At 70.4% G+C, this 19,778-nt stretch carries 13 protein-coding genes; 7 read left to right on the plus strand and 6 right to left on the minus strand.

What is annotated here, in order from left to right; all coding sequences use genetic code 11:
- Positions 1 to 209 precede the first annotated feature (209 nt).
- The 6 genes from LRD69_RS26325 (at position 210) to galU (ending at position 10,252) form a co-directional block, all read left to right on the plus strand.
- Positions 210 to 1,319 carry a hypothetical protein gene (locus LRD69_RS26325; protein WP_277329013.1) on the plus strand — a complete coding sequence of 370 codons (1,110 nt, stop codon included), beginning with the start codon at positions 210 to 212 and terminating at the stop codon, positions 1,317 to 1,319.
- 388 nt (positions 1,320 to 1,707) lie between these two features.
- Positions 1,708 to 3,468 carry a stealth family protein gene (locus tag LRD69_RS26330; protein WP_277329014.1) on the plus strand — a complete coding sequence of 587 codons (1,761 nt, stop codon included), beginning with the start codon at positions 1,708 to 1,710 and terminating at the stop codon, positions 3,466 to 3,468.
- 95 nt (positions 3,469 to 3,563) lie between these two features.
- A complete protein-coding gene (locus tag LRD69_RS26335) occupies positions 3,564 to 5,192 on the plus strand; it encodes a stealth family protein (RefSeq protein ID WP_277329015.1) in 1,629 nt (542 codons plus the stop codon).
- A 3-nt stretch (positions 5,193 to 5,195) separates the two neighbouring features.
- Positions 5,196 to 7,202: a glycosyltransferase gene (locus LRD69_RS26340; protein WP_277329016.1), complete on the plus strand. Its 2,007-nt coding sequence runs from the start codon at positions 5,196 to 5,198 to the stop codon at positions 7,200 to 7,202.
- 43 nt (positions 7,203 to 7,245) lie between these two features.
- The gene (locus tag LRD69_RS26345) at positions 7,246 to 9,243 is read left to right on the plus strand and encodes a glycosyltransferase (protein ID WP_277329017.1); all 1,998 of its coding nucleotides are present in this window, start codon (positions 7,246 to 7,248) and stop codon (positions 9,241 to 9,243) included.
- A gap of 94 nt (positions 9,244 to 9,337) precedes the next feature.
- Positions 9,338 to 10,252: a UTP--glucose-1-phosphate uridylyltransferase GalU gene (galU, locus tag LRD69_RS26350; protein ID WP_277329018.1), complete on the plus strand. Its 915-nt coding sequence runs from the start codon at positions 9,338 to 9,340 to the stop codon at positions 10,250 to 10,252.
- A 91-nt stretch (positions 10,253 to 10,343) separates the two neighbouring features.
- On the opposite strand, the gene LRD69_RS26355 is transcribed toward galU, so the two are convergent.
- The 5 genes from LRD69_RS26355 to LRD69_RS26375 all read right to left on the minus strand — a co-directional run bounded on the left by LRD69_RS26355 (position 10,344) and on the right by LRD69_RS26375 (position 16,961).
- Positions 10,344 to 12,473, minus strand: a complete 2,130-nt coding sequence (locus LRD69_RS26355; protein WP_277329019.1) for a 3-hydroxyacyl-CoA dehydrogenase NAD-binding domain-containing protein — start codon at positions 12,471 to 12,473, stop codon at positions 10,344 to 10,346.
- Positions 12,470 to 13,690, minus strand: a complete 1,221-nt coding sequence (locus LRD69_RS26360; RefSeq protein ID WP_277329020.1) for an acetyl-CoA C-acyltransferase — start codon at positions 13,688 to 13,690, stop codon at positions 12,470 to 12,472. The genes LRD69_RS26355 and LRD69_RS26360 overlap by 4 nt, the downstream gene beginning before the upstream one ends.
- A 264-nt stretch (positions 13,691 to 13,954) precedes the next feature.
- Complete coding sequence (locus LRD69_RS26365; protein ID WP_277329021.1) at positions 13,955 to 15,232, minus strand: ribonuclease D; 1,278 nt, start codon at positions 15,230 to 15,232, stop codon at positions 13,955 to 13,957.
- 117 nt (positions 15,233 to 15,349) lie between these two features.
- Entirely contained in the window at positions 15,350 to 16,012 is a 663-nt protein-coding gene (locus tag LRD69_RS26370) for a response regulator transcription factor (RefSeq protein WP_024488613.1), read from the minus strand.
- A gap of 289 nt (positions 16,013 to 16,301) precedes the next feature.
- On the minus strand, positions 16,302 to 16,961 hold the full coding sequence (locus tag LRD69_RS26375; protein ID WP_277329022.1) for a DUF3000 domain-containing protein: 660 nt from the start codon (positions 16,959 to 16,961) through the stop codon (positions 16,302 to 16,304).
- 91 nt (positions 16,962 to 17,052) lie between these two features.
- On the opposite strand from LRD69_RS26375, the gene hemE reads away from it, so the two are divergent.
- Entirely contained in the window at positions 17,053 to 18,165 is a 1,113-nt protein-coding gene (hemE, locus tag LRD69_RS26380; RefSeq protein WP_277329023.1) for a uroporphyrinogen decarboxylase, read from the plus strand.
- Between the two features lie 199 nt (positions 18,166 to 18,364).
- Here the strand turns inward: hemE and LRD69_RS26385 are convergent, their stop codons facing one another.
- Entirely contained in the window at positions 18,365 to 19,744 is a 1,380-nt protein-coding gene (locus LRD69_RS26385; RefSeq protein WP_277329024.1) for an FAD-dependent oxidoreductase, read from the minus strand.
- Positions 19,745 to 19,778 lie beyond the last annotated feature (34 nt).

The raw sequence follows: 19,778 nt of genomic DNA on the forward strand, positions 1-19,778 counted from the left end.
ATCCGCGGCGAGGCGGGTCGGCACGCGCAGCACGATGCGCGTGCCGTGGTCGCTTCGGCATGGGCCGGGTGGTGTCTGCGGATGGCGCAGGCGCGGCGCTGAACCGAAGGTCGACGACCCGTCGGGGCGGGTCGGCGCTGAGCATATGATGTGTCGGCCCCGTGAGGGCAGGATGAACAACCGGTGAGGCAGAGAGGGTGTTACGGGGCATGCGGAGAAGAGGATCGGACTCCGCGAGCAGTTCCCCCACTCTCGCCCCGTCGTCCGGGCGTCATCAGGTGTGCGGAACGCCGCGTGGCCGCTGGATGCCGCTCGGCAAGGACGGCAGGCTTTCGCTCTACGCCCTTGCGGACGGCGGTCTGTTGCGCTGGACGCAGCAGAGTCCGGGCGGGGACCGGTGGGACGGCCCGGACTTCGTGCCGATCGCGGACCTGACGGACCTCACCATCGTTCAGGGTGCCGACTCGTACGTGCACTTCCTCGGGCGGCGCGAGCGCCGTGGTTCCGACGGGCCGAGCGTGGACATCGTGCACGCGGTCCAGTACCAGACCGCCCGTCCCGTCACCGAATGGCGCTCCCTCGGCAACTTCTACCGTGACCGGGAGACGGGCCGGAAGGTCGGTGCGCCGGCCGGGGCCGTCGACGGACAGGGGACGGTTTTCGTCTTCGTGCGCAACGCGGGTCGCGGACTGCAGGTGCGCCGCGAAGGGAAGGGCGGCAAATGGGGAGCCTGGCAGGACCTCAAGGGCGCCGGGCTGGCCGCCGACATCGTGCCGTCGGTGACCTCGAGCGGGCTCGTGGAGGTCTTTGCGCCCAGTGAGCGCGGGGCGCAGCAGTGGCGTCAGGACGATCCGGACGGCCCGCTGCTGATCGCTCCGCCCTTGCCGTTCCACGCTCTGGAGGGTTCCGCGACGGCGCTGGAGACGGCGCCTGACCGCCTCACCTACTACTGGACCGATACGAACAGGGCCGGGGTCGTCTCCTACCGGGCGGGCGCTTGGCCCGTGCCGGTGGGCGGACAGCCTGGGGGCGGCGCCGTCGTGGCATTGCGCACCCCGCTCGACGGCTATGACTGCACGGTTCTCGCGCAGCGCGGGGCGGGCGGCACTCTGCTGATCGGGGTCTGCGGTACCGAGGGTGAGCAGGGTGGCGTCTGGTGGTCGGACACCACCGAGGAGTGCGTCGGTGATCCCGCGCTCGCCCTCGACGGACACGGTCGCGTCGTCGTGGCGGTTCGCGGGCGGGACGGGGCGGTGTCCGTCGCCCGACAGGAATCGGGACCGGGGCTCACGCTCTCGCCGCACTGGCACCGGCTGTGATCTGACGGCACCTTCTGGAGTGCTGGGCGACACCGGTGTGTCGCCTCGATTCCATGTGGTGTTCACGTGAAGTCGTAAAAGGTTGTACGAGTGCCTGGTGGGATTCATCACGGGCTACATGTCGTATATATCCATTTCATTGGTTGGACGTTGATCGGTTCTTTATGTGAAGGTTCTGTGACTCGCTCGCGAGTGAGCAGGTGTGACCGTTCAGTGGGGCGGTCTCGATGAGGATGACAGGTTTCGGTCTCATACCGTCCGTCGTCCGGGCACGAGGTGTGCCTGGTCGTGGCAGACGCTGGACCGCAGTGGCGTGGGTGGTGGATGCCTCGTGGTCGGTTCCGGTAATCCGGAAGCGGGATCGCTGGTTTCGGCGTACCGGTCTGTGATGCCGGCGGGCGCGCGAAGGGGCATTGTCCGCAAGGTGCCGGCCCCGCTGCGCTCCGCCGTGAAGTCCTCGTTCACCTCGGTCGACGCCATCCGGTCGGCGACGGTCGTCTGGGCGATGGGCGGTCGCCGCAACGCGCCCCGGCACAGTGCGGCCTCCACGCGCCGGGTCGTGCGTTTCAAGGGCCGGCACATGTATGCCCTGCTCGTGGAGGGCGCCACGGCCTGGGCTGCCCGGGCCCGCAATCTGCACATTCTCATCGCCGCGCTGGAGGCCGGGGGGATCGAATACTTCTGTGTCCGCGGTGCCACGACGGACGTTCCGACAGTCGCGGTGCCCGTCCGGCTGCGCGAGTCGGCGGAGGAGATGCTCCAGATCGCCTTCGCACAGACTCCGGGCTACGTGGGCGCGGCCACCGCATCGGAGTCGGGCATGCGACCCGGCGACGACGACAGGTCCTGGCGCCAGCTGCGCAGGCACGACGCCCTCCGGGTCGCCTGGTACGTCACCGACCCCACAGAGGAGCTCGTCTTCGGCGCTGATCAGGGCTGTGACCTGGAGTTCTGGGCGGAACGGAACGGCCGGTTGGAGGCACCCCGCCCCAACCGGGTGGTGGACGAGGTTCCGGTCGACGCACCACGCCACACCGTCCCGCAGGCCCTGTTCGCCCTGGTGCCCGGCGCCTACACCACGGGCAGCGCGCGTACCGTGGCCGAATTCACCCAACCCCTGGCAGAGGATCACCTCTTCCCCATCGACGTCGTCTACACCTGGGTCGACGACTCCGACCCCATATGGAGCGCCGAACGCGACGCCGTCCGCTCGGGACGTATGGGCGACCCGCCTCAGGCCCTGCATGCCCAGGCCGCCAACGACGCGCGCTTCACCAGTCGCGACGAACTGCGCTACTCCCTGCGCTCCCTGCACCAGTACGCGCCCTGGGTCCGCACCGTCTATCTGGTCACCGCCGGACAGGTGCCCAGCTGGCTGGACACCGACGCCCCAGGCCTCCAGGTCGTCGACCACCGCGAGATCTTCTCGGACCCCGCTGCTCTGCCCACATTCAACTCACACGCCATCGAAAGCCAGCTGCACCACATCGACGGCCTGTCCGAGCACTTCCTCTACCTCAACGACGATGTGTTCTTCGGCCGCCCGGTCGGCGCCGACCGCTTCTTCCACACCAACGGCCTGACCAAGTTCTTCCAGTCCAAGGCACTCATACCGAGCGGCCCCGCGGACACGGACGACCTGCCTGTGAACGCAGCGGGCAAGAACAGCCGGGCACTGATCGAGCGGTCCTTCGGCACCCGTATCGCGCAGAAGATGAAGCACACCCCGCATCCGCTGCGCCGTAGCATCCTCGCCGACATCGAGCTGGTCTACAGCGAGGAACACCGCCGCACCCAGCACTCCCGCTTCCGGTCCCCCGAGGACGTCCCGATCGCCTCGTCCCTGCACCACTACTACGGCTTCCACACCGGCCGTACGACCGCCGGGAGCCTGCGCTACCAGTACATCGACCTTGCCGCCGACCAGGCCCGGCGCCGCCTGGACAACCTCCTCGCTCAGCGGAACTTCGACACGTTCTGCCTGAACGACACCGTCGAGCATGCCGATCCGGAGGCTCAGGAGCGCATGGTCAGGAACTTTCTCGACGCGTACTTCCCCGTCCCCAGCCGCTTCGAGCAGGTGGACTCGGACGAGTACCGCAACGTGAACCGGTCGGTCCGGTCACGGAAGGCCGAAATCAGACGGTGAGCGAACCGCTCCTCCTGCCGCAGCACCCATCCCTTGTAACGAAAGTGAACCGCGTGTTTGACACCTCCAGCCGAGAAACGGCTGGCGAGACCGCCATGGGCACCGGCCCTCGCCCGGAGCCCAAGCCGGCGCAACTGCGCAGGAGCCGTACGGAGCGGCAGGTCGTCGTGGACATGCACAAGCGTGTGGCGCTGGTGCACGACCGCCTCACACCGCTCGCCGCGCGTGAGCTGAACAACCTGGAAGTCCGTCGCGCCCTGGAAGCCGAGCAGATCGACTGGTTCGCGGTGCCGGGCCTCGACGACACCGCCTCCGCGGTCGGCGTCGACGCGCGTCGACGTCCTGAGGCCCTGGCGGCGCTACGCGCCCGCCTGTCCAACAGCAGGGGCTACATCGCCCGCCCCAAGGCCGGGATGGCCCCCGGCGACGGCGCGTGGGAGGGCTCCTCGGACAAGACCTGGGAGCGGGCCAACGGCCTGTCCGTCGTGCGCGCCTTCTGGTTCCGCACCACGGAGGAAGGGCACCTGACGCATGGTGCCGATACGGGCTGTGACATCGAGTTCTGGGAGCCCGAGGAGAGCGTGCCCGGCCAGGGAGTCGACCGCCTCGTCGCACCCCGCCGCAACCGCGCCAGCGAGCACGTCTTCCTCGGCCACCAGCAGATTGTCGTCCCCGGAGAGCAGATGACCAGGCTCGTGGGCCGGGCCCACGAGTCCGAGGTGCCGCCGCTGCGCCCGACACGCACCCGCCCCGAACTGGACATCCCCTTCCCCGACGAGCACCCCTTCCCCATCGACGTCGTGTACACCTGGGTGGACGGCGACGACCCGGCCTGGCAACGGCGCCGCGCCGAGAGCCGCGGTGAGGTCTTCCATGCGGAGGCGGCGAGCCTGGCCCGTTATGTCTCCCGCGACGAGCTGAAGTACAGCCTTCGCTCGGTGCGGATGTTCATGCCGTGGGTGCGGAACATCTACATCGTCACCGACCAGCAGACTCCGCACTGGTGGGCCCCCGGCGACGGCAGGGCCCGCGTGGTGGACCACCGGGAGATCTTCGACGACCCCTCCCACCTGCCCACCTTCAACAGCCATGCGATCGAGTCCAGGCTGCACCACATCCCCGGACTGTCGCGCCACTTCGTCTACTTCAACGACGACATGTTCATCGGTCGGACCCTCACGCCCTCCGCGTTCTTCCACCCGAACGGCATCGCCAAGTTCTTCCCGTCCCCGGCACAGGTCCCCTACGGCCCCCCGGAGCCCGACGAGGTGCCCACCTCGGTCGCCGCGAAGAACAACCGCCGGCTCATCCAGGAGCGGTTCGGCCGCACGCTCGTGCAGAAGATGAAGCATGTGCCGTACGCGCTCAACCGGGACATTCTCGCCGCCATCGAACAGGACTTCCCCGAAGAGCACCGTGGCACCTCCGCCAGTCCCGTGCGGAGCATCTCCGACCTGTCCATAGCCTCCTCGCTGCACCACTACTACAGCTACTACTCCGGGTGCAGCCTGCCCGGCGACCTCCGGTACGGCTACTTCGCGCTGGACGACCCCGAGCTGGAGCACAAGCTGGAACTGCTGCTGCTGCGCCGGGACCGGGACACCTTCTGCCTCAACGACTCAGCGAGCGACCCCGCCGAGATCGAGCACCAGAGCCAGGTACTCCACCGGTTCCTCGAGGCCTTCTACCCGGTGCCGAGCCCGTACGAGAAGACGGCGGCCTGAGCCATGAACATCGAAATCCTGGTCCATACCCTGGCGACCGATTCCATCGGCGCGCGGGCGGCTGCCCGGCTCGCCCAGTCCCTCGTCGCCAGGCACCGCGTGACCGTCGTCACCGTGCGAGGCGCCGCCGCACCGCACCCGGGGCTGGGGCTCCCGGAGAACGTCGGCGTCCTGGCCCTGGCCCCCTCGATCGGGGCCGGCGACCGGGACGACGACGACACCTCACAGCTCGTCATCGCCGGCGACCCCGAGTTCCGGCGCTACAACCGCGCCGACGACGGAAGGCTCCGCAAGCACCTGTCCGCGAGCGGCGCCGACGTGGTGGTCGCCCTCAGCTCCGCGCTCGGCGCGGCCCTGGCCCAGTGCCGCGTACCCCACGCGCGGCGCATCGCCCGCCAGCCGGCGCCTGTCGAGCGGCTCCCGGAGTCGGTGCGCGCCCGCTGGACGGAGCTCTACCGCGAACTGGACGCGGTCGTTCCGCTCACCCAGGGCGACGCCGCCGCCCCCGAGTACCAAGCGCTGCGCGCCGCGGGTGTCGAGGTGCGCCACATCGCTGAGCCGGTGCTGCTTGCCGAGAGCCCGGACAAGCCGACGACGGGTGTGGTGATCAGCGCCGGGCGGCTGGTCTCGCACCGGCGCGTCGACTTGGCGCTGCACGCCTTCGCCCAGACCCGTGCGGATCACCCGGGCTGGCAGCTGAGGGTCGTCGGTACCGGGCCGCTGCGCCGTGAGACCCGCGAACTGGTCACCGCGCTGGGACTCCATGACCATGTGCTCCTGTTCGACCGGGAAGCCGGCGAAGAGGACTTCTACGACGCCGACATCGCGCTGGTGACCGCGGAGCGTTTGGACAGCGCTCGCCCGGTGCTGGAGGCGCTCGCCCAGGCCACGCCCGTAGTCGCCACAGAGGTGCCCTACGGAGCTCCCGAGGTGCTGGCCGCGGGCCACGGCGGGCTGCTGGTGCCGGTCGATGACGTCCATGCCACGGCCCGCGCCCTGGAGCGCTACATGGCGGACGAGCGACTGCGCGTCGCGCATCGGGTCCAGGCCCTGCGGACCGCACAGTCCGCAGGCACGGAGCAGGTCGGCGACGCCTACGAGGAACTGTTCAGGACGGTCAAGGCCGGGATACGCGGCCGTTGGGGCAAGGGGCGGCGCACGGGCGGCGGCGCGCCCGCCGAGGAGCGCCCCCTTCCCACCGCTGACTGCCGGGTGCTGCCGAACGGCGCATGGGAGGTCACCTTGCGCGGCGTGTCCGGCGCCCGCACTGTGCGCGTCAAGGAGCAGGGCAAGGGCGGCGGGGAAGCGGTCGACTTCGCCGTCGAGAGCGGCGGGACCCGGGCCCTGATCGACGCTCGCGCGCTTGCCGTGCTGGGTGAGGGACGCGCCGATCTCTACGCGGTGGACGGCAGGGGCAAGGAGAGGCGCCTGCGCTACGGGCGATGCACGCTCGGCGGAGCACGCGACGTCGGACACCTGAGCGACCTGGACCACTTCCACTGGGTCCTGCCGTACGCGACCGAGGGCGGCTATCTGCGTCTGCGTGTCTGGTCCCGGCCGAGCCATGCCGAGCTGGTGGCCGTCGACTACAGCGACACGAGCCTGTGGCTGACGGGCTGGCTGCAGGGGGAGTGGCAGCTCGGCGGTGAGCTGTCGCTGCTGCTGCGTCGGCGCCAGGAGCCCGCGCGCACGCTGACAGCCGGTCGGGTGCGCTTCGAAGACGGCTGGTTCGGCGCGGAGTTGAACATGGACGAGGCCATGAGGGCCCGGCTGCTCATGCGCGAGAACTGGGACGTGCTGCTCACCGACAGCGGCGGCAGCGAGCCGGTCAGGGTGGCGCGCATCGCCGACGACCAGGTGGTCAGGCGCGATGTGCAGCGCTTCCCGGAGCTGGTGCGGGAGGAGCCGACCGATCTGTTCGGCCCCGACGTCGGCCGTGCCGTCGTCGGACTGCGCCCCTACTTCACCGCGGACAACGAACTCTCGCTCGTGGTGACCGAGCACCACTGACCGAGCGGCCCCTTACCGGCCTCGAGAATCCCGAAGGACACTTGTGCGGATCTCCTTCCTGCTCCACAGCATCGACAATTTCGGCGGGGTACCGCGGGCGACCAGCAGTCTGGCCTCCGCGCTGGCGGTCCACCACGAGGTGGAGATCGTCTCGGTTTTCCGTACGGCGGACCGGCCGTCCTTCCCGCCGTCCGGCGGCGTGACCGTGCGCTACCTGGCCGACCGGCGCGAGGGGGCGGCGAAGGCCAAGGGCGGCAAGGCGTCCCGGATCATGCCGCGAGAGGACAGCTGGGCCGACCAGTACACCCAGGAAGTCGATGACCTGATCCTCGGTCACCTCGGAAGTTGCATGGCCGATGTCGTGATCGCTGCCCGGCCGGCGTTCGCCGCGTATTTCATCGCCCATGGACGGCACGGCTACGGGCGCGTGGTCATCGACCACGAGGGCTCGATGGTGCCCTCTGAGGAGCTGCGCGCGCGCACTCTGGAGCTGTACCGCGAGATGGACGGCGTCGTCTGCCTCACCCAGGCCGATTTGAACAACTACCAGCGACAGCTGGGCGACCAGGCGCCCCCGTTCGCCGCCATCGGGAACATCGTGCCGCCGCCGGCCCGGCACGCCCCTGTGCGCGGCCTGCCGCTGATCGCCGCCGCGGGACAGCTCGTGCCGCGCAAGAGCTTCGACACGCTGATCAACGCGTTCGCCCAGGTTGCCCCCCACCACCCGCAGTGGCGGCTGCGCATTTTCGGCCGCGGGCCCGAGCAGGCACGGCTGCAGGACCTCGTGCACGCGCACGGGCTCAGCGATGCCGTCCGTCTCATGGGCGCGCTGCCCGACCTCACGGCGGAGTGGGACAAGGCCGCGTTCGCGGTGAGCGCGGCCCGCCGCGAGTCCTTCGGCTTGACCATGGTGGAGGCGATGCACCATGGGCTTCCGGTTCTCGCGGCCGATGCGCCCTTCGGCCCCGGGGAGATCGTCGTCCCCGGCCGCAACGGCATCCTGGTTCCGGTCGGTGACGAGGATGCCATGGCCCAGGCGATGCGCTACCTCATCGAACAGCCGGCCGAGCGGGAGAAGCTGTCCCAGGGCGCCTACGCCACGGCCCCGCTCTACAGCGCCGAGCGCATCGCCTTCCGCTACGACGCGTTCCTGCGGGATGTGGCGGCCTCGGTACCGAAGGAACGTACCGCTGCGGTCCCGCCCGTCGTCCCGTCCGGTGTCCCGGCGGAGGTGCTGGTGCGCGGCGACGGCGCTATCGAGGTCCGCGCCGTGCTGCACCCCGGCGCAGAGCCCCCCGCGCTGTGTGTCACCCCGCGCAGGGCCGAGACACTGGCCAGGCTGGCTCCCCTCGGGACGTCGGTGGATGAGGCGACGGGCACTCTGCAGTCGGTGTACGTGATCCCCGCCGAACCGCCGGTCCTCGCCGAGGGCCGTTACGACATCGACCTGGAGCTGCCGGACGGCCGCCGCCAGCCGCTCGCCGTGGAGAGCGTCCACACCGGTGGTCTGCTGATCCGGCGGATTCCGCCGGAAGGTCCCGCGTACTGGCCCGTGCCCTACCGCACCGCGGACGGCCATCTGTCGATCTTCGTGCGTCATCGCGTGGAGCATGCCGAGGTGCATGCCGTGCTGGTGGGGCCAGACGGTTGGCTCGTGCGCGGCGGCCTGGTCGTTCCGCCGGGCACCAACCTCTCCGGGCTGCGGCTGGGTGCCATGCCCCGCAAGGGGAGTGCGGCGTCCACTGTGTCGGGCCAGGTTTCCGTGGGACACGACGGCGCCTTCGAGGCGCATCTGCCGTTCGCCGGGGTGGTGGCCGCCTCGTCGGGCGGCCACGACGACTGGGACCTGTGGCTGGAGCGTGAACCCGGTCAACCGCGTATCCGGTTGGCGCGCTTCTTCGACGACATCCTGGAGCGCAAGCGGATCGATGTCTATCCCACGCAGCGCTGGCACCACCCGACGCAGGGTCCGGTGCGCGGAAGGGTCTTCTTCACGCCTGGCAACGAGCTGTCCTTCACCGTCAGCCCCGACAAGGCCTGACCCCCCTTTCTTTCCGGCCCCGGATCCCCGGCCTCGGGCCCGGCTCCGGGCCTCCGTCCCGTCATATCCGCTGCCCGCTGTGGAGTACACGTTCATGCCTACGCACCACCGCCGCACCCGCAAGGCCGTCATCCCGGCCGCGGGTCTCGGCACCCGATTCCTCCCCGCGACCAAGGCGACTCCCAAGGAGATGCTCCCGGTCGTGGACCGGCCCGCCATCGAGTACGTGGTGGCGGAGGCCGTACGCAGCGGACTCGATGACGTGCTCATGGTCACCGGCCGTAACAAGCGGGCCCTGGAGGATCACTTCGACCGTGCCTACGAACTCGAGCATCTGCTGGAGCTGAAGGGCGACCTCGGCAAGCTTCGCCAGGTCCGTGAGTCGAGCGAACTGGCCGACGTCCACTACGTGCGGCAGGGCAACCCGCTCGGCCTGGGCCACGCCGTCCTCTGCGCCGAACCGCATGTCGGCGACGCCCCGTTCGCGGTGCTGCTCGGCGACGACCTCATCGACGAGCGCGATTCGCTGCTCGCCCGGATGCTGGAGGTCCAGGAGCAGCGTGGCGGTAGCGTCGTGGCGCTCATGGAGGTCGACGACGACCGGACGCACCTGTACGGATGCGCGGCTGTGGCCCCCTCGGGCGATGAGGCGGGTGACGTATTGACCGTCACCGATCTCGTGGAGAAGCCCGAACCCGGCACCGCGCCCAGCAATCTCGCCGTGATCGGGCGGTACGTCCTCGCCCCGCAGATCTTCGAGATCCTGCGCAAGACCCCGCCGGGCCGCGGCGGTGAGGTCCAACTGACCGACGCCCTACGTCAGTTGGCCCTCGATCCGACTATCGGTGGTCCCGTGCATGCGGTGGTCTTCCGCGGTCGCCGCTACGACACCGGGGATCGCGGCGACTACCTGCGTGCCGTCGTCCGGCTGGCCTGCGAGCGCGAGGACCTCGGCCCGGAATTCCGTGCCTGGCTGGGCGAGTTCGTGCAGGAGGCGGGCATCCGGTAGCAGGCCGGCCTGTGACATGCGGGACGCTGAATCAATGAGGGCCGTACGGGAGTGATCCCGTACGGCCCTCACCGCGTTCGCAGTGGTGGTGTTACGCCGGAACGCTCGCCACGCCCTGCGCCAGGAACTTCTTGCCGTTCACCCGCTCCGAGACGCCCTCGCGGTCCAGGTACGGCGTGATGCCGCCCAGGTGGAAGGGCCAGCCCGCGCCGGTGATCAGGCAGAGGTCGATGTCCTGGGCCTCGGCGACGACGCCCTCGTCCAGCATCAGGCCGATCTCCTGCGCCACGGCGTCCAGGACGCGGTCGCGGACCTGCTCTTCGGACAGGGCGACGTCGCCCTGCTTGAGGAGTGCGGCGACCTCCGGGTCCAGCTCCGGCTTGCCGGAGTCGTACACGTAGAAGCCGCGCTTGCCGGCCTTGACCACCGCGGCCAGGTTCTCGGAGACGGTGAAGCGCTCCGGGAAGGCGCGGTTCAGGGTCTCGGAGACGTGCAGGCCGATGGCCGGGCCGACCAGCTCCAGGAGGACCAGCGGGGACATCGGCAGGCCGAGGGGCTCGATCGCCTTCTCGGCGACCTCGACCGACGTGCCCTCGTCGATGACGTTCTGGATCTCGCCCATGAAGCGGGTGAGGATGCGGTTGACGACGAACGCCGGGGCGTCCTTCACCAGCACCGCGGTCTTCTTCAGCTTCCGCGCCACACCGAACGCCGTGGCCAGCGAGGCGTCGTCGGTCCGCTCACCGCGGACGATCTCCAGCAGCGGGAGGATCGCGACCGGGTTGAAGAAGTGGAAGCCGACGACCCGCTCCGGGTGCTGCAGCTTCGACGCCATCTCGGTGACCGAGAGGGACGAGGTGTTGGTGGCGAGGATCGCGTGCGCCGGGGCGACCGCCTCGACCTCCGCGAACACCTGCTGCTTGACGCCGATCTCCTCGAAGACGGCCTCGATGATGAAGTCGGCGTCGGAGAAGCCCTCCGCCTTGTCCAGCACACCGGAGACCAGGGCCTTGAGGCGGTTGGCCTTGTCCTGGTTGATCCTGCCCTTGCCGAGCAGCTTCTCGATCTCGGCGTGGACGTAGCCCACACCCTTGTCGACGCGCTCCTGGTCGATGTCGGTGAGGACGACCGGGACCTCGAGGCGGCGGAGGAAGAGAAGAGCGAGCTGCGAAGCCATCAGGCCCGCGCCCACGACGCCGACCTTGGTGACCGGGCGGGCCAGGTTCTTGTCCGGGGCACCGGCCGGGCGCTTGGCGCGCTTCTGGACCAGGTTGAAGGAGTAGATCCCGGAGCGCAGCTCACCGCCCATGATCAGGTCCGCGAGGGCCCGGTCCTCGGCGTCGAAGCCGGCGCTCAGGTCGCCGTCCTTCGCCGCGGCGATGATCTCCAGCGCGCGGTACGCGGCCGGGGCGGCGCCGTGCACCTTGGAGTCGGCGATGGCCTTGCCACGGGCGACGGCCTGGTCCCAGGCGTCACCGCGGTCGACCTCGGGGCGCTCCACCACGAGCGTGCCGTTCAGCACGTTCGCGGTCCAGATCAGCGACTGCTCCAGGAAGTCCGCGCCCTCGAAGAGGGCGTCGGCGATCCCGAGCTCGAAGACCTGCTTGCCCTTGAGCTGGCGGTTCTGGTTCAGCGAGTTCTCGATGATCACCGAGACCGCGCGGTCGGCGCCGATCAGGTTCGGCAGCAGGGCGCAGCCGCCCCAGCCGGGGACCAGGCCGAGGAAGACCTCGGGCAGCGAGAACGCGGGCAGCGCCTTGGAGACGGTGCGGTACGAGCAGTGCAGACCGACCTCGACACCGCCGCCCATCGCCGCGCCGTTGTAGTACGCGAACGTCGGGACCGCGAGGCCGGAGAGGCGGCGGAAGACGTCGTGGCCGCCCTTGCCGATGGCGAGCGCGTCGTCGTGGTTCTTCAGCAGCTCGACGCCCTTGAGGTCGGCGCCGACCGCGAAGATGAACGGCTTGCCGGTGAGGCCGATACCGGTGACGGCACCCTCGGCGGCCTCCTTCTCGACCTGGTCGATGGCGGCGTTCAGGTTCGCCAGCGACTGCGGTCCGAAGGTGGTCGGCTTGGTGTGGTCCAGGCCGTTGTCCAGCGTGATGAGGGCGAACCTGCCCGCGCCCGCAGGCAGGTCGAGGTGGCGGACGTGCGCCTGCGTGACGACCTCGTCGGGGAACAGCTCGGCCGCGCCCTTCAGAAGCTCAGTGGTGGAGCTCACTTGTTGCCTCCGTCGAAGTTCGGGTTCTCCCAGATGACCGTCGCGCCCATGCCGAAGCCGACGCACATGGTGGTCAGGCCGTAGCGGACGTTCGGCTGCTCCTCGAACTGGCGGGCCAGCTGAGTCATCAGACGCACACCGGAGGAGGCCAGCGGGTGGCCGTACGCGATGGCGCCGCCGTACTGGTTGACGCGTGCGTCGTCGTCGGCGATGCCGTAGTGGTCGAGGAAGGCGAGCACCTGGACGGCGAACGCCTCGTTGATCTCGAACAGGCCGATGTCACCGATCGTCAGACCGGCCTTGGCCAGCGCCTTCTCGGTCGACGGGATCGGGCCGTAACCCATGACCTCCGGCTCGACGCCCGCGAAGGCGTACGAGACGAGGCGCATCTTGACCGGGAGACCGAGCTCGCGGGCGACGTCCTCGGCGGCCAGCAGCGAGGCGGTGGCGCCGTCGTTGAGACCGGCGGCGTTACCGGCCGTCACGCGGCCGTGGGCACGGAACGGGGTCTTCAGGCCGGCCAGGGACTCCAGCGTGGTGCCCGGACGCATCGGCTCGTCGGCGGTGACCAGGCCCCAGCCCGTCTCGCCCGCCTCGGCGTTGGTGCGGCGCACCGAGATCGGCACGAGGTCCTGCTGGATCTTGCCGTTGGCGTACGCCTTGGCGGCCTTCTCCTGCGAGCGGACGGCGTACTCGTCGGCGCGCAGCTTGGTGATCTGCGGGTACCGGTCGTGCAGGTTCTCCGCGGTCATGCCCATGAACAGGGCGGACTCGTCGACCAGCTTCTCCGACACGAACCGCGGGTTCGGGTCCACGCCCTCGCCCATCGGGTGGCGGCCCATGTGCTCGACACCACCGGCGACGACGACGTCGTACGCACCGAAGGCGATGGAACCGGCCGTCGACGTGACGGCGGTGAGGGCGCCCGCGCACATGCGGTCGATGGAGTAACCGGGGACGGACTGCGGCAGACCGGCCAGGATTCCGGCGGTCCGGCCCAGCGTCAGGCCCTGGTCGCCGATCTGTGTCGTCGCGGCGATGGCGACCTCGTCGATACGGGCCGGGTCCAGGTCCGGGTTGCGGCGCAGCAGCTCCCGGATGGCCTTCACGACGAGATCGTCGGCGCGGGTCTCGTGGTAGATGCCCTTCGGGCCCGCCTTGCCGAACGGGGTGCGGACGCCGTCGACGAAGACGACGTCCCGGATGGTACGAGGCACGATGGCTCTCCTCCAGGGTGCGGGATGGCACTGCTGCGCGGCTCGCCCGCAGGCGCGCCGCCACCATCATGCTACTTGCGGGTAACCAGACTGCCCACCCCCCACGACGGGAGCGGCGAAGGTCACATGGCGGGGCCGGGGCAACCTGGCGTGATTCCGCTCATCCCCGGCGCCTCCCGGCATGCGAAAACGCCCCCGGCCAGGTCGGCCGGGAGCGTTTTCGGCGTACCGCGTCGCGCAGAGGCGCGCAGGAAGGGCGTGCGATCAGGCTGTCGCCGACGTCAGGGCGTGGAGCATGAGCGGCGCGACCTGTTCGACCTGCCACCGCCGCGCCCCGTACGCGGTGAGCGCGTCCTCGACCGCGCCCGGCGTCGGGTTCTTCGGCGGCTCCCAGCAGATCCGGCGCACCGTGTCCGGCGTGATCAGGTTCTCCTGCGGCATGTGCAGCCGCTCGGCGAGCTCCGACACCGCGGTGCGCGCCGCCGAGAGCCTGGCCGCGGCCGCCGGGTCCTTGTCCGCCCAGGAGCGCGGCGGCGGCGGCCCGGCGAGGGGCTGGCCGGGCTGCGGGAGCTCGGCCTCGGGGAGTGCCTTGGCCCGGTCGATGGCCGCCTGCCACTGCTCCAGCTGACGCCGGCCCATGCGGTGGCCGAAGCCGGGCAGGGCGGTCAGCGCCTGGGCGTTCGGCGGGAGGGAGAGGGCCGCCTCGACGATCGCGGCGTCGCCGAGGACCTTGCCGGGCGAGATGTCACGGCGCTGTGCGACCTGGTCACGGACGGTCCACAGCTCCCGCACGACCGCCATCTGACGGCGGCGGCGCACCTTGTGCATGCCGGATGTGCGGCGCCACGGGTCCTTGCGCGGGGGTGCGGGCGGCGCCGAGGCGATCGCGTAGAACTCCTCCCGCGCCCACTCCAGCTTGCCCTGCCGGTCGAGCTCGTCCTCCAGGGCGTTGCGCAGATCGATCAGCAGCTCTACATCGAGGGCGGCGTAGCGGAGCCAGGGGTCGGGCAGCGGACGGGTGGACCAGTCGACGGCGGAGTGCCCCTTCTCCAGTGAGTAGCCGAGCACGCTCTCGACCATGGCGCCCAGACCCACCCGGGGGAAGCCGGCCAGACGTCCGGCCAGCTCCGTGTCGAAGAGCCCGGTGGGCGCCATCCCTATTTCACGCAGACAGGGCAGGTCCTGGGTGGCGGCGTGCAGGATCCACTCGCTGCCGTTCAGGGCCTCGCCGAGCGACGTCAGGTCGGGGCAGCCGACCGGGTCGATCAGCGCACTGCCCGCGCCGTCGCGGCGCAGCTGGACGAGGTAGGCGCGCTGGCCGTAGCGATAGCCGGATGCGCGCTCGGCATCGACGGCGACGGGGCCGGTGCCCGCGGCGAAGGCCGCGACCACCTGGGCGAGGGCATCGTCGGAGGCCACCACCGGGGGAATGCCCTCGCGAGGTTCGAGCAAGGGGGTCGGCGCCGGGGCGACGTCGGCCGGGGGAGCGCCCCCGGTGGTTCGCAGTGAAGTGTCTGCTGCGGTCTCTTGGGCGTCGGTCACGTGTCAAGGGTATCTGTGTATGCGCGGCGCCCGTCGACGGAACGTTCCGTCGACGGGCGCCGATGAATGTAAACCAGCCGGTCCGTATCGCTTTATCCGCCGGCCGGGGGACGGGGGTCAGTGGATGATGCCCGTGCGCAGGGCCACGGCGACCATTCCGGCGCGGTCTCCGGTGCCGAGCTTGCGGGCGATGCGGGCGAGGTGGCTCTTGACGGTCAGGGCGGACAGCCCCATGGAGACGCCGATGGCCTTGTTGGACTGGCCTTCGGCGACGAGGCGGAGCACCTCCACCTCGCGGCCGGACAGTTCGCGGTAGCCGCCCGGGTGGCTCGGGGTGCCGGGGGGCCGGCGGTGCATACGGGCGGCATTGGCGCCGATGGGAGCGACGCCGGGACGGGTGGGGTGGCCGATATTGGTACGTGTGCCGGTGACTACATAGCCCTTCACTCCACCCGCGAGGGCGTTGCGCACGGCACCGATGTCATCGGCGGCCGACAGGGCGAGGCCGTTCGGCCAGCCGGCAGCTCGGGTCTCGGACAGGAGGGTCAGCCCGGAACCGTCGGGCAGATGGACGTCGGCAACACAGATGTCGCGCGGGTTGCCGACGCGGGGACGGGCCTCCGCGATGGACGACGCCTCGATGACGTCACGTACTCCGAGTGCCCACAGATGGCGGGTGACGGTGGAACGGACGCGTGGGTCGGCCACGACGACCATGGCCGTCGGCTTGTTCGGGCGGTAGGCGACCAGGCTTGCGGGCTGCTCGAGGAGAACGGACACCAGGCCTCCTGGGGAGTGGCGGGACGGGCCGGCTCGGGGATGAAGCCGGGGCGAACCGTGCTTGAAGGGTCATTGACCTCTTCGGCAGCAGACCCGTCCTCCTTTAGGGGAAGATCACGATTTGGTGAGTAACAATTCGGACAAATCGGACGGGCGATCGATTGTACGAAAAAAATGCCGGTACCTGTGCGAAACCTGTGACGGTGTGTTACGAAAAAGTTTCGGCCTGTGCGGCCGGCACACGTCACCGGCGCATGGATCCGGCATGGCGCATACGAAACGAGTCGGGCTACGGAACCTGCGGGCCGCGCCGCTGGGGCAGCGTCACCACCGCCGCGTCGGCCGCCCCCGACGGCGGCAGGCCGGCGATCTGGCACAGCAGATCCCCCCACGCCACCAGATGGGCCGCTGTGTCCGGTACGCCGCTTCGCCCCTCGCGCGGGGTCCACGACGCCCGGATCTCGATCTGGGTCGCGGGGCGCCGATCGGACAGCGTGCCGAAGTAGTGCGAACCTGCGCGGGTGACCGTGCCGCCCGCCTCCGCGTACGACAGACCGCGCGCCTCCAGCGCGCCGGTCAGCCAGGTCCAGCACACCTCCGGCAGCAGCGGGTCGGAAGCCATCTCCGGCTCGAGTTCGGCGCGTACCAGCGTCACCAGACGGAACGTTCCGTGCCACGCCTCGTGCCCGGCCGGATCGTGGAGCAGCACCAGGCGTCCGTCTGCGAGATCGTCCTCGCCGTCGACGACCACTGCCTCCAGGGCATACGCATGCGGGGCGAGGCGCTGCGGCGGCCGCGTCGGCTCGACCTCCAGCTCGGGGCGGAGCCGCGCCGCACGCAACGCATCCACCGCCGACCGGAACGCGGGCGGGACGGAACTGCCCTCCGCGCTGTCCTTGCTGTCAGCGCCATCGGAAGGTTCGGAAAATTGTCCCTGAGCCGGAGCCATGCGGGGAAGAGTAGGCGGAACCGGAGCCTCGTGCAGGGAGGGACACCCGAGCGGGCCCGGCTCCTTGCCGCTTCGTGCGAAGATTCGGTGCGTGAGTGCCAACGACCTTCCCCAGGATCTCAGCTTCGCTCGATCAGGGGATGCCCCGTCCCCGGGCCAGCAGACGAAGACCTCCGCCGCCCATGAGTCGGCGTTCCTCAAGGCATGCCGGCGTGAGCCCGTGCCGCACACGCCGGTCTGGTTCATGCGCCAGGCGGGGCGGTCGCTTCCCGAGTACCTGAAGGTGCGCGAGGGCATCGCCATGCTCGACTCCTGCGTGATGCCGGAGCTCGTCACCGAGATCACGCTGCAGCCCGTCCGCCGCCACAAGGTCGACGCGGCGATCTACTACAGCGACATCGTCGTCCCGCTCAGGGCCATCGGCATCGACCTCGACATCAAGCCCGGTGTCGGCCCGGTCATCGCCGACCCGATCAGGACCCGCGCCGATCTGGCCCGGCTGCGCGACCTCACGCCGGACGACGTCCACTACGTCACCGAGGCCATCGGGATGCTCACCGCCGAGCTCGGTGCGACGCCGCTCATCGGGTTCGCCGGTGCACCGTTCACTCTCGCGAGCTATCTCGTGGAGGGCGGCCCGTCCCGCAACCACGAGCGCACCAAGGCCATGATGTACGGCGAGCCCGAGCTCTGGGCCGAGCTGCTGGACCGGCTGGCCGACATCACCGGCGCATTCCTGAAGGTGCAGATCGAGGCGGGTGCCTCGGCCGTGCAGCTCTTCGACTCCTGGGTCGGCGCGCTGGCCCCCGCCGACTACCGCCGTTCCGTGCTGCCGGCCTCGGCGAAGGTCTTCGACGCCGTCGCCCCGTACGGTGTCCCGCGCATCCACTTCGGTGTCGGTACCGGTGAACTGCTCGGGCTGATGGGCGAGGCCGGCGCGGATGTCGTCGGCGTCGACTGGAGGGTCCCGATGGACGAGGGCGCGCGCCGGGTCGGACCCGGCAAGGCGCTCCAGGGCAACCTCGACCCGGCGGTGCTGTTCGCCCCGACGGAGACGGTGGAGGCCAAGGCGCGCGAGGTACTGGACGCGGCCGCCGGACTGGAGGGCCACGTCTTCAACCTGGGGCACGGCGTGATGCCGACGACCGACCCGGACGCGCTGACGCGGCTCGTCGAGTACGTCCACACGCAGACGGCCCGCTGAACCGCACCCCGGGACACGGGGCCCCGACGCACACCGCTCGCCGCGGAACCCGAGGCATGACCTCGGGCTCCGCGGCGAGCACTGCTTTCCGGGGCGCCCTCGTCGACCGCCGGGCACTGGACGAAGTCACCGCCGGCCGTACCGTTCACGGTCGGGCCCGAGGCGGGGACGCCGTTGACCGGGTGCGTCCTTCGTACCCCTATACCCCCGCCGCGCGCACCGCCTGGACCGCTTTTCGCGCCGCCACCAGGACCGGATCCCACACGGGTGAGAACGGCGGGGCGTACCCCAGGTCGAGCGCCGTCATCTGCTCCACCGTCATCCCGGCGGTGAGTGCGACCGCAGCGATGTCCACCCGCTTCGCCGCCCCCTCCCGGCCCACGATCTGCACCCCGAGCAGCCGGCCCGTGCGGTACTCCGCGAGCATCTTCACCGTCATCGGCATGGCCCCCGGGTAGTAGCCGGCCCGGCCCGTCGACTCGATCGTCGCCGTGACGTACCGCAGCCCCACCGCGCGCGCGTCCTTCTCCCTCAGCCCCGTCCGGGCGATCTCCAGATCGCAGACCTTGCTGACGGCCGTGCCCACCACCCCCGGGAACGTCCCGTAGCCACCGCCGACATTCGACCCGATGATCTGGCCGTGCTTGTTGGCATGGGTGCCCAGTGCGATATGGCGGGTGCGGCCCGCCACCAGGTCGAGGACCTCGACGCAGTCGCCGCCCGCCCAGATGGTGTCGTGCCCGACGACCCGCATCGACAGATCCGTGAGCAGACCACCGTGCGGCCCGACCGGCAGGCCGGCCGCTCGAGCCAGGGCCGTCTCCGGTGCGACGCCGATGCCGAGCACCACCACATCCGCCGGGTAGCTCGCGTCGTCCGTGGCGACCGCGGTCACCCGGCCGTCCGCACCGGTGAGGATCTTGGTGACCTCGGCGCGGTTCACCGTCGTGATGCCCAGCCCGTCCATCGCGTCGTGGACCAGGCGCCCCATGTCGGGGTCGAGCGTCGCCATCGGCTGTTCGCCGCGGTTGAGGACCGTCACCTCGAAGCCGTGCTTCAGCAACGCCTCCGCCATCTCCACACCGATGTACCCGGCGCCCACGACGACCGCACGCCGCCCCGGCGCCCGGCCCAGTGAGTCCAGCAGCGCCTGTCCGTCGTCCAGGGTCTGCACCCCGTGCACCCCCGCCGCGTCCATGCCGGGCAGGGCCGGGCGCACCGGCCGGGCCCCCGTCGCGATCACCAGCTTGTCGAAGTCGGTCCAGTACGTCTCCCCGCTGTCCCGGTCCAGCGCCCGCACCCGCTGCCCGGCGACATCGATCTCCGTCACCTCGGTGCGCATCCGCAGGTCGATGGCGCGGGCCCGGTGCTCCTCGGGCGTACGGGCGATGAGGTCGTCCCGGTCCGACACGTCGCCGCCGACCCAGTACGGGATGCCGCAGGCGGAATACGAGGAGAAGTGGCCCCGCTCGAACGCGACGATGTCCAGCTCGTCCGGTCCCTTGAGCCTGCGGGCCTGGGACGCGGCGGACATACCCGTCGCGTCCCCGCCGATGACCACCAGTCGCTCATCTGCCATGCCGGGTCCCTTCGAGCGTCACATCGGAGGACCC

Origin of the sequence: Streptomyces sp. JH14 (genome assembly GCF_029428675.1) — a bacterium.
In the GTDB taxonomy this organism is placed as follows: domain Bacteria; phylum Actinomycetota; class Actinomycetes; order Streptomycetales; family Streptomycetaceae; genus Streptomyces.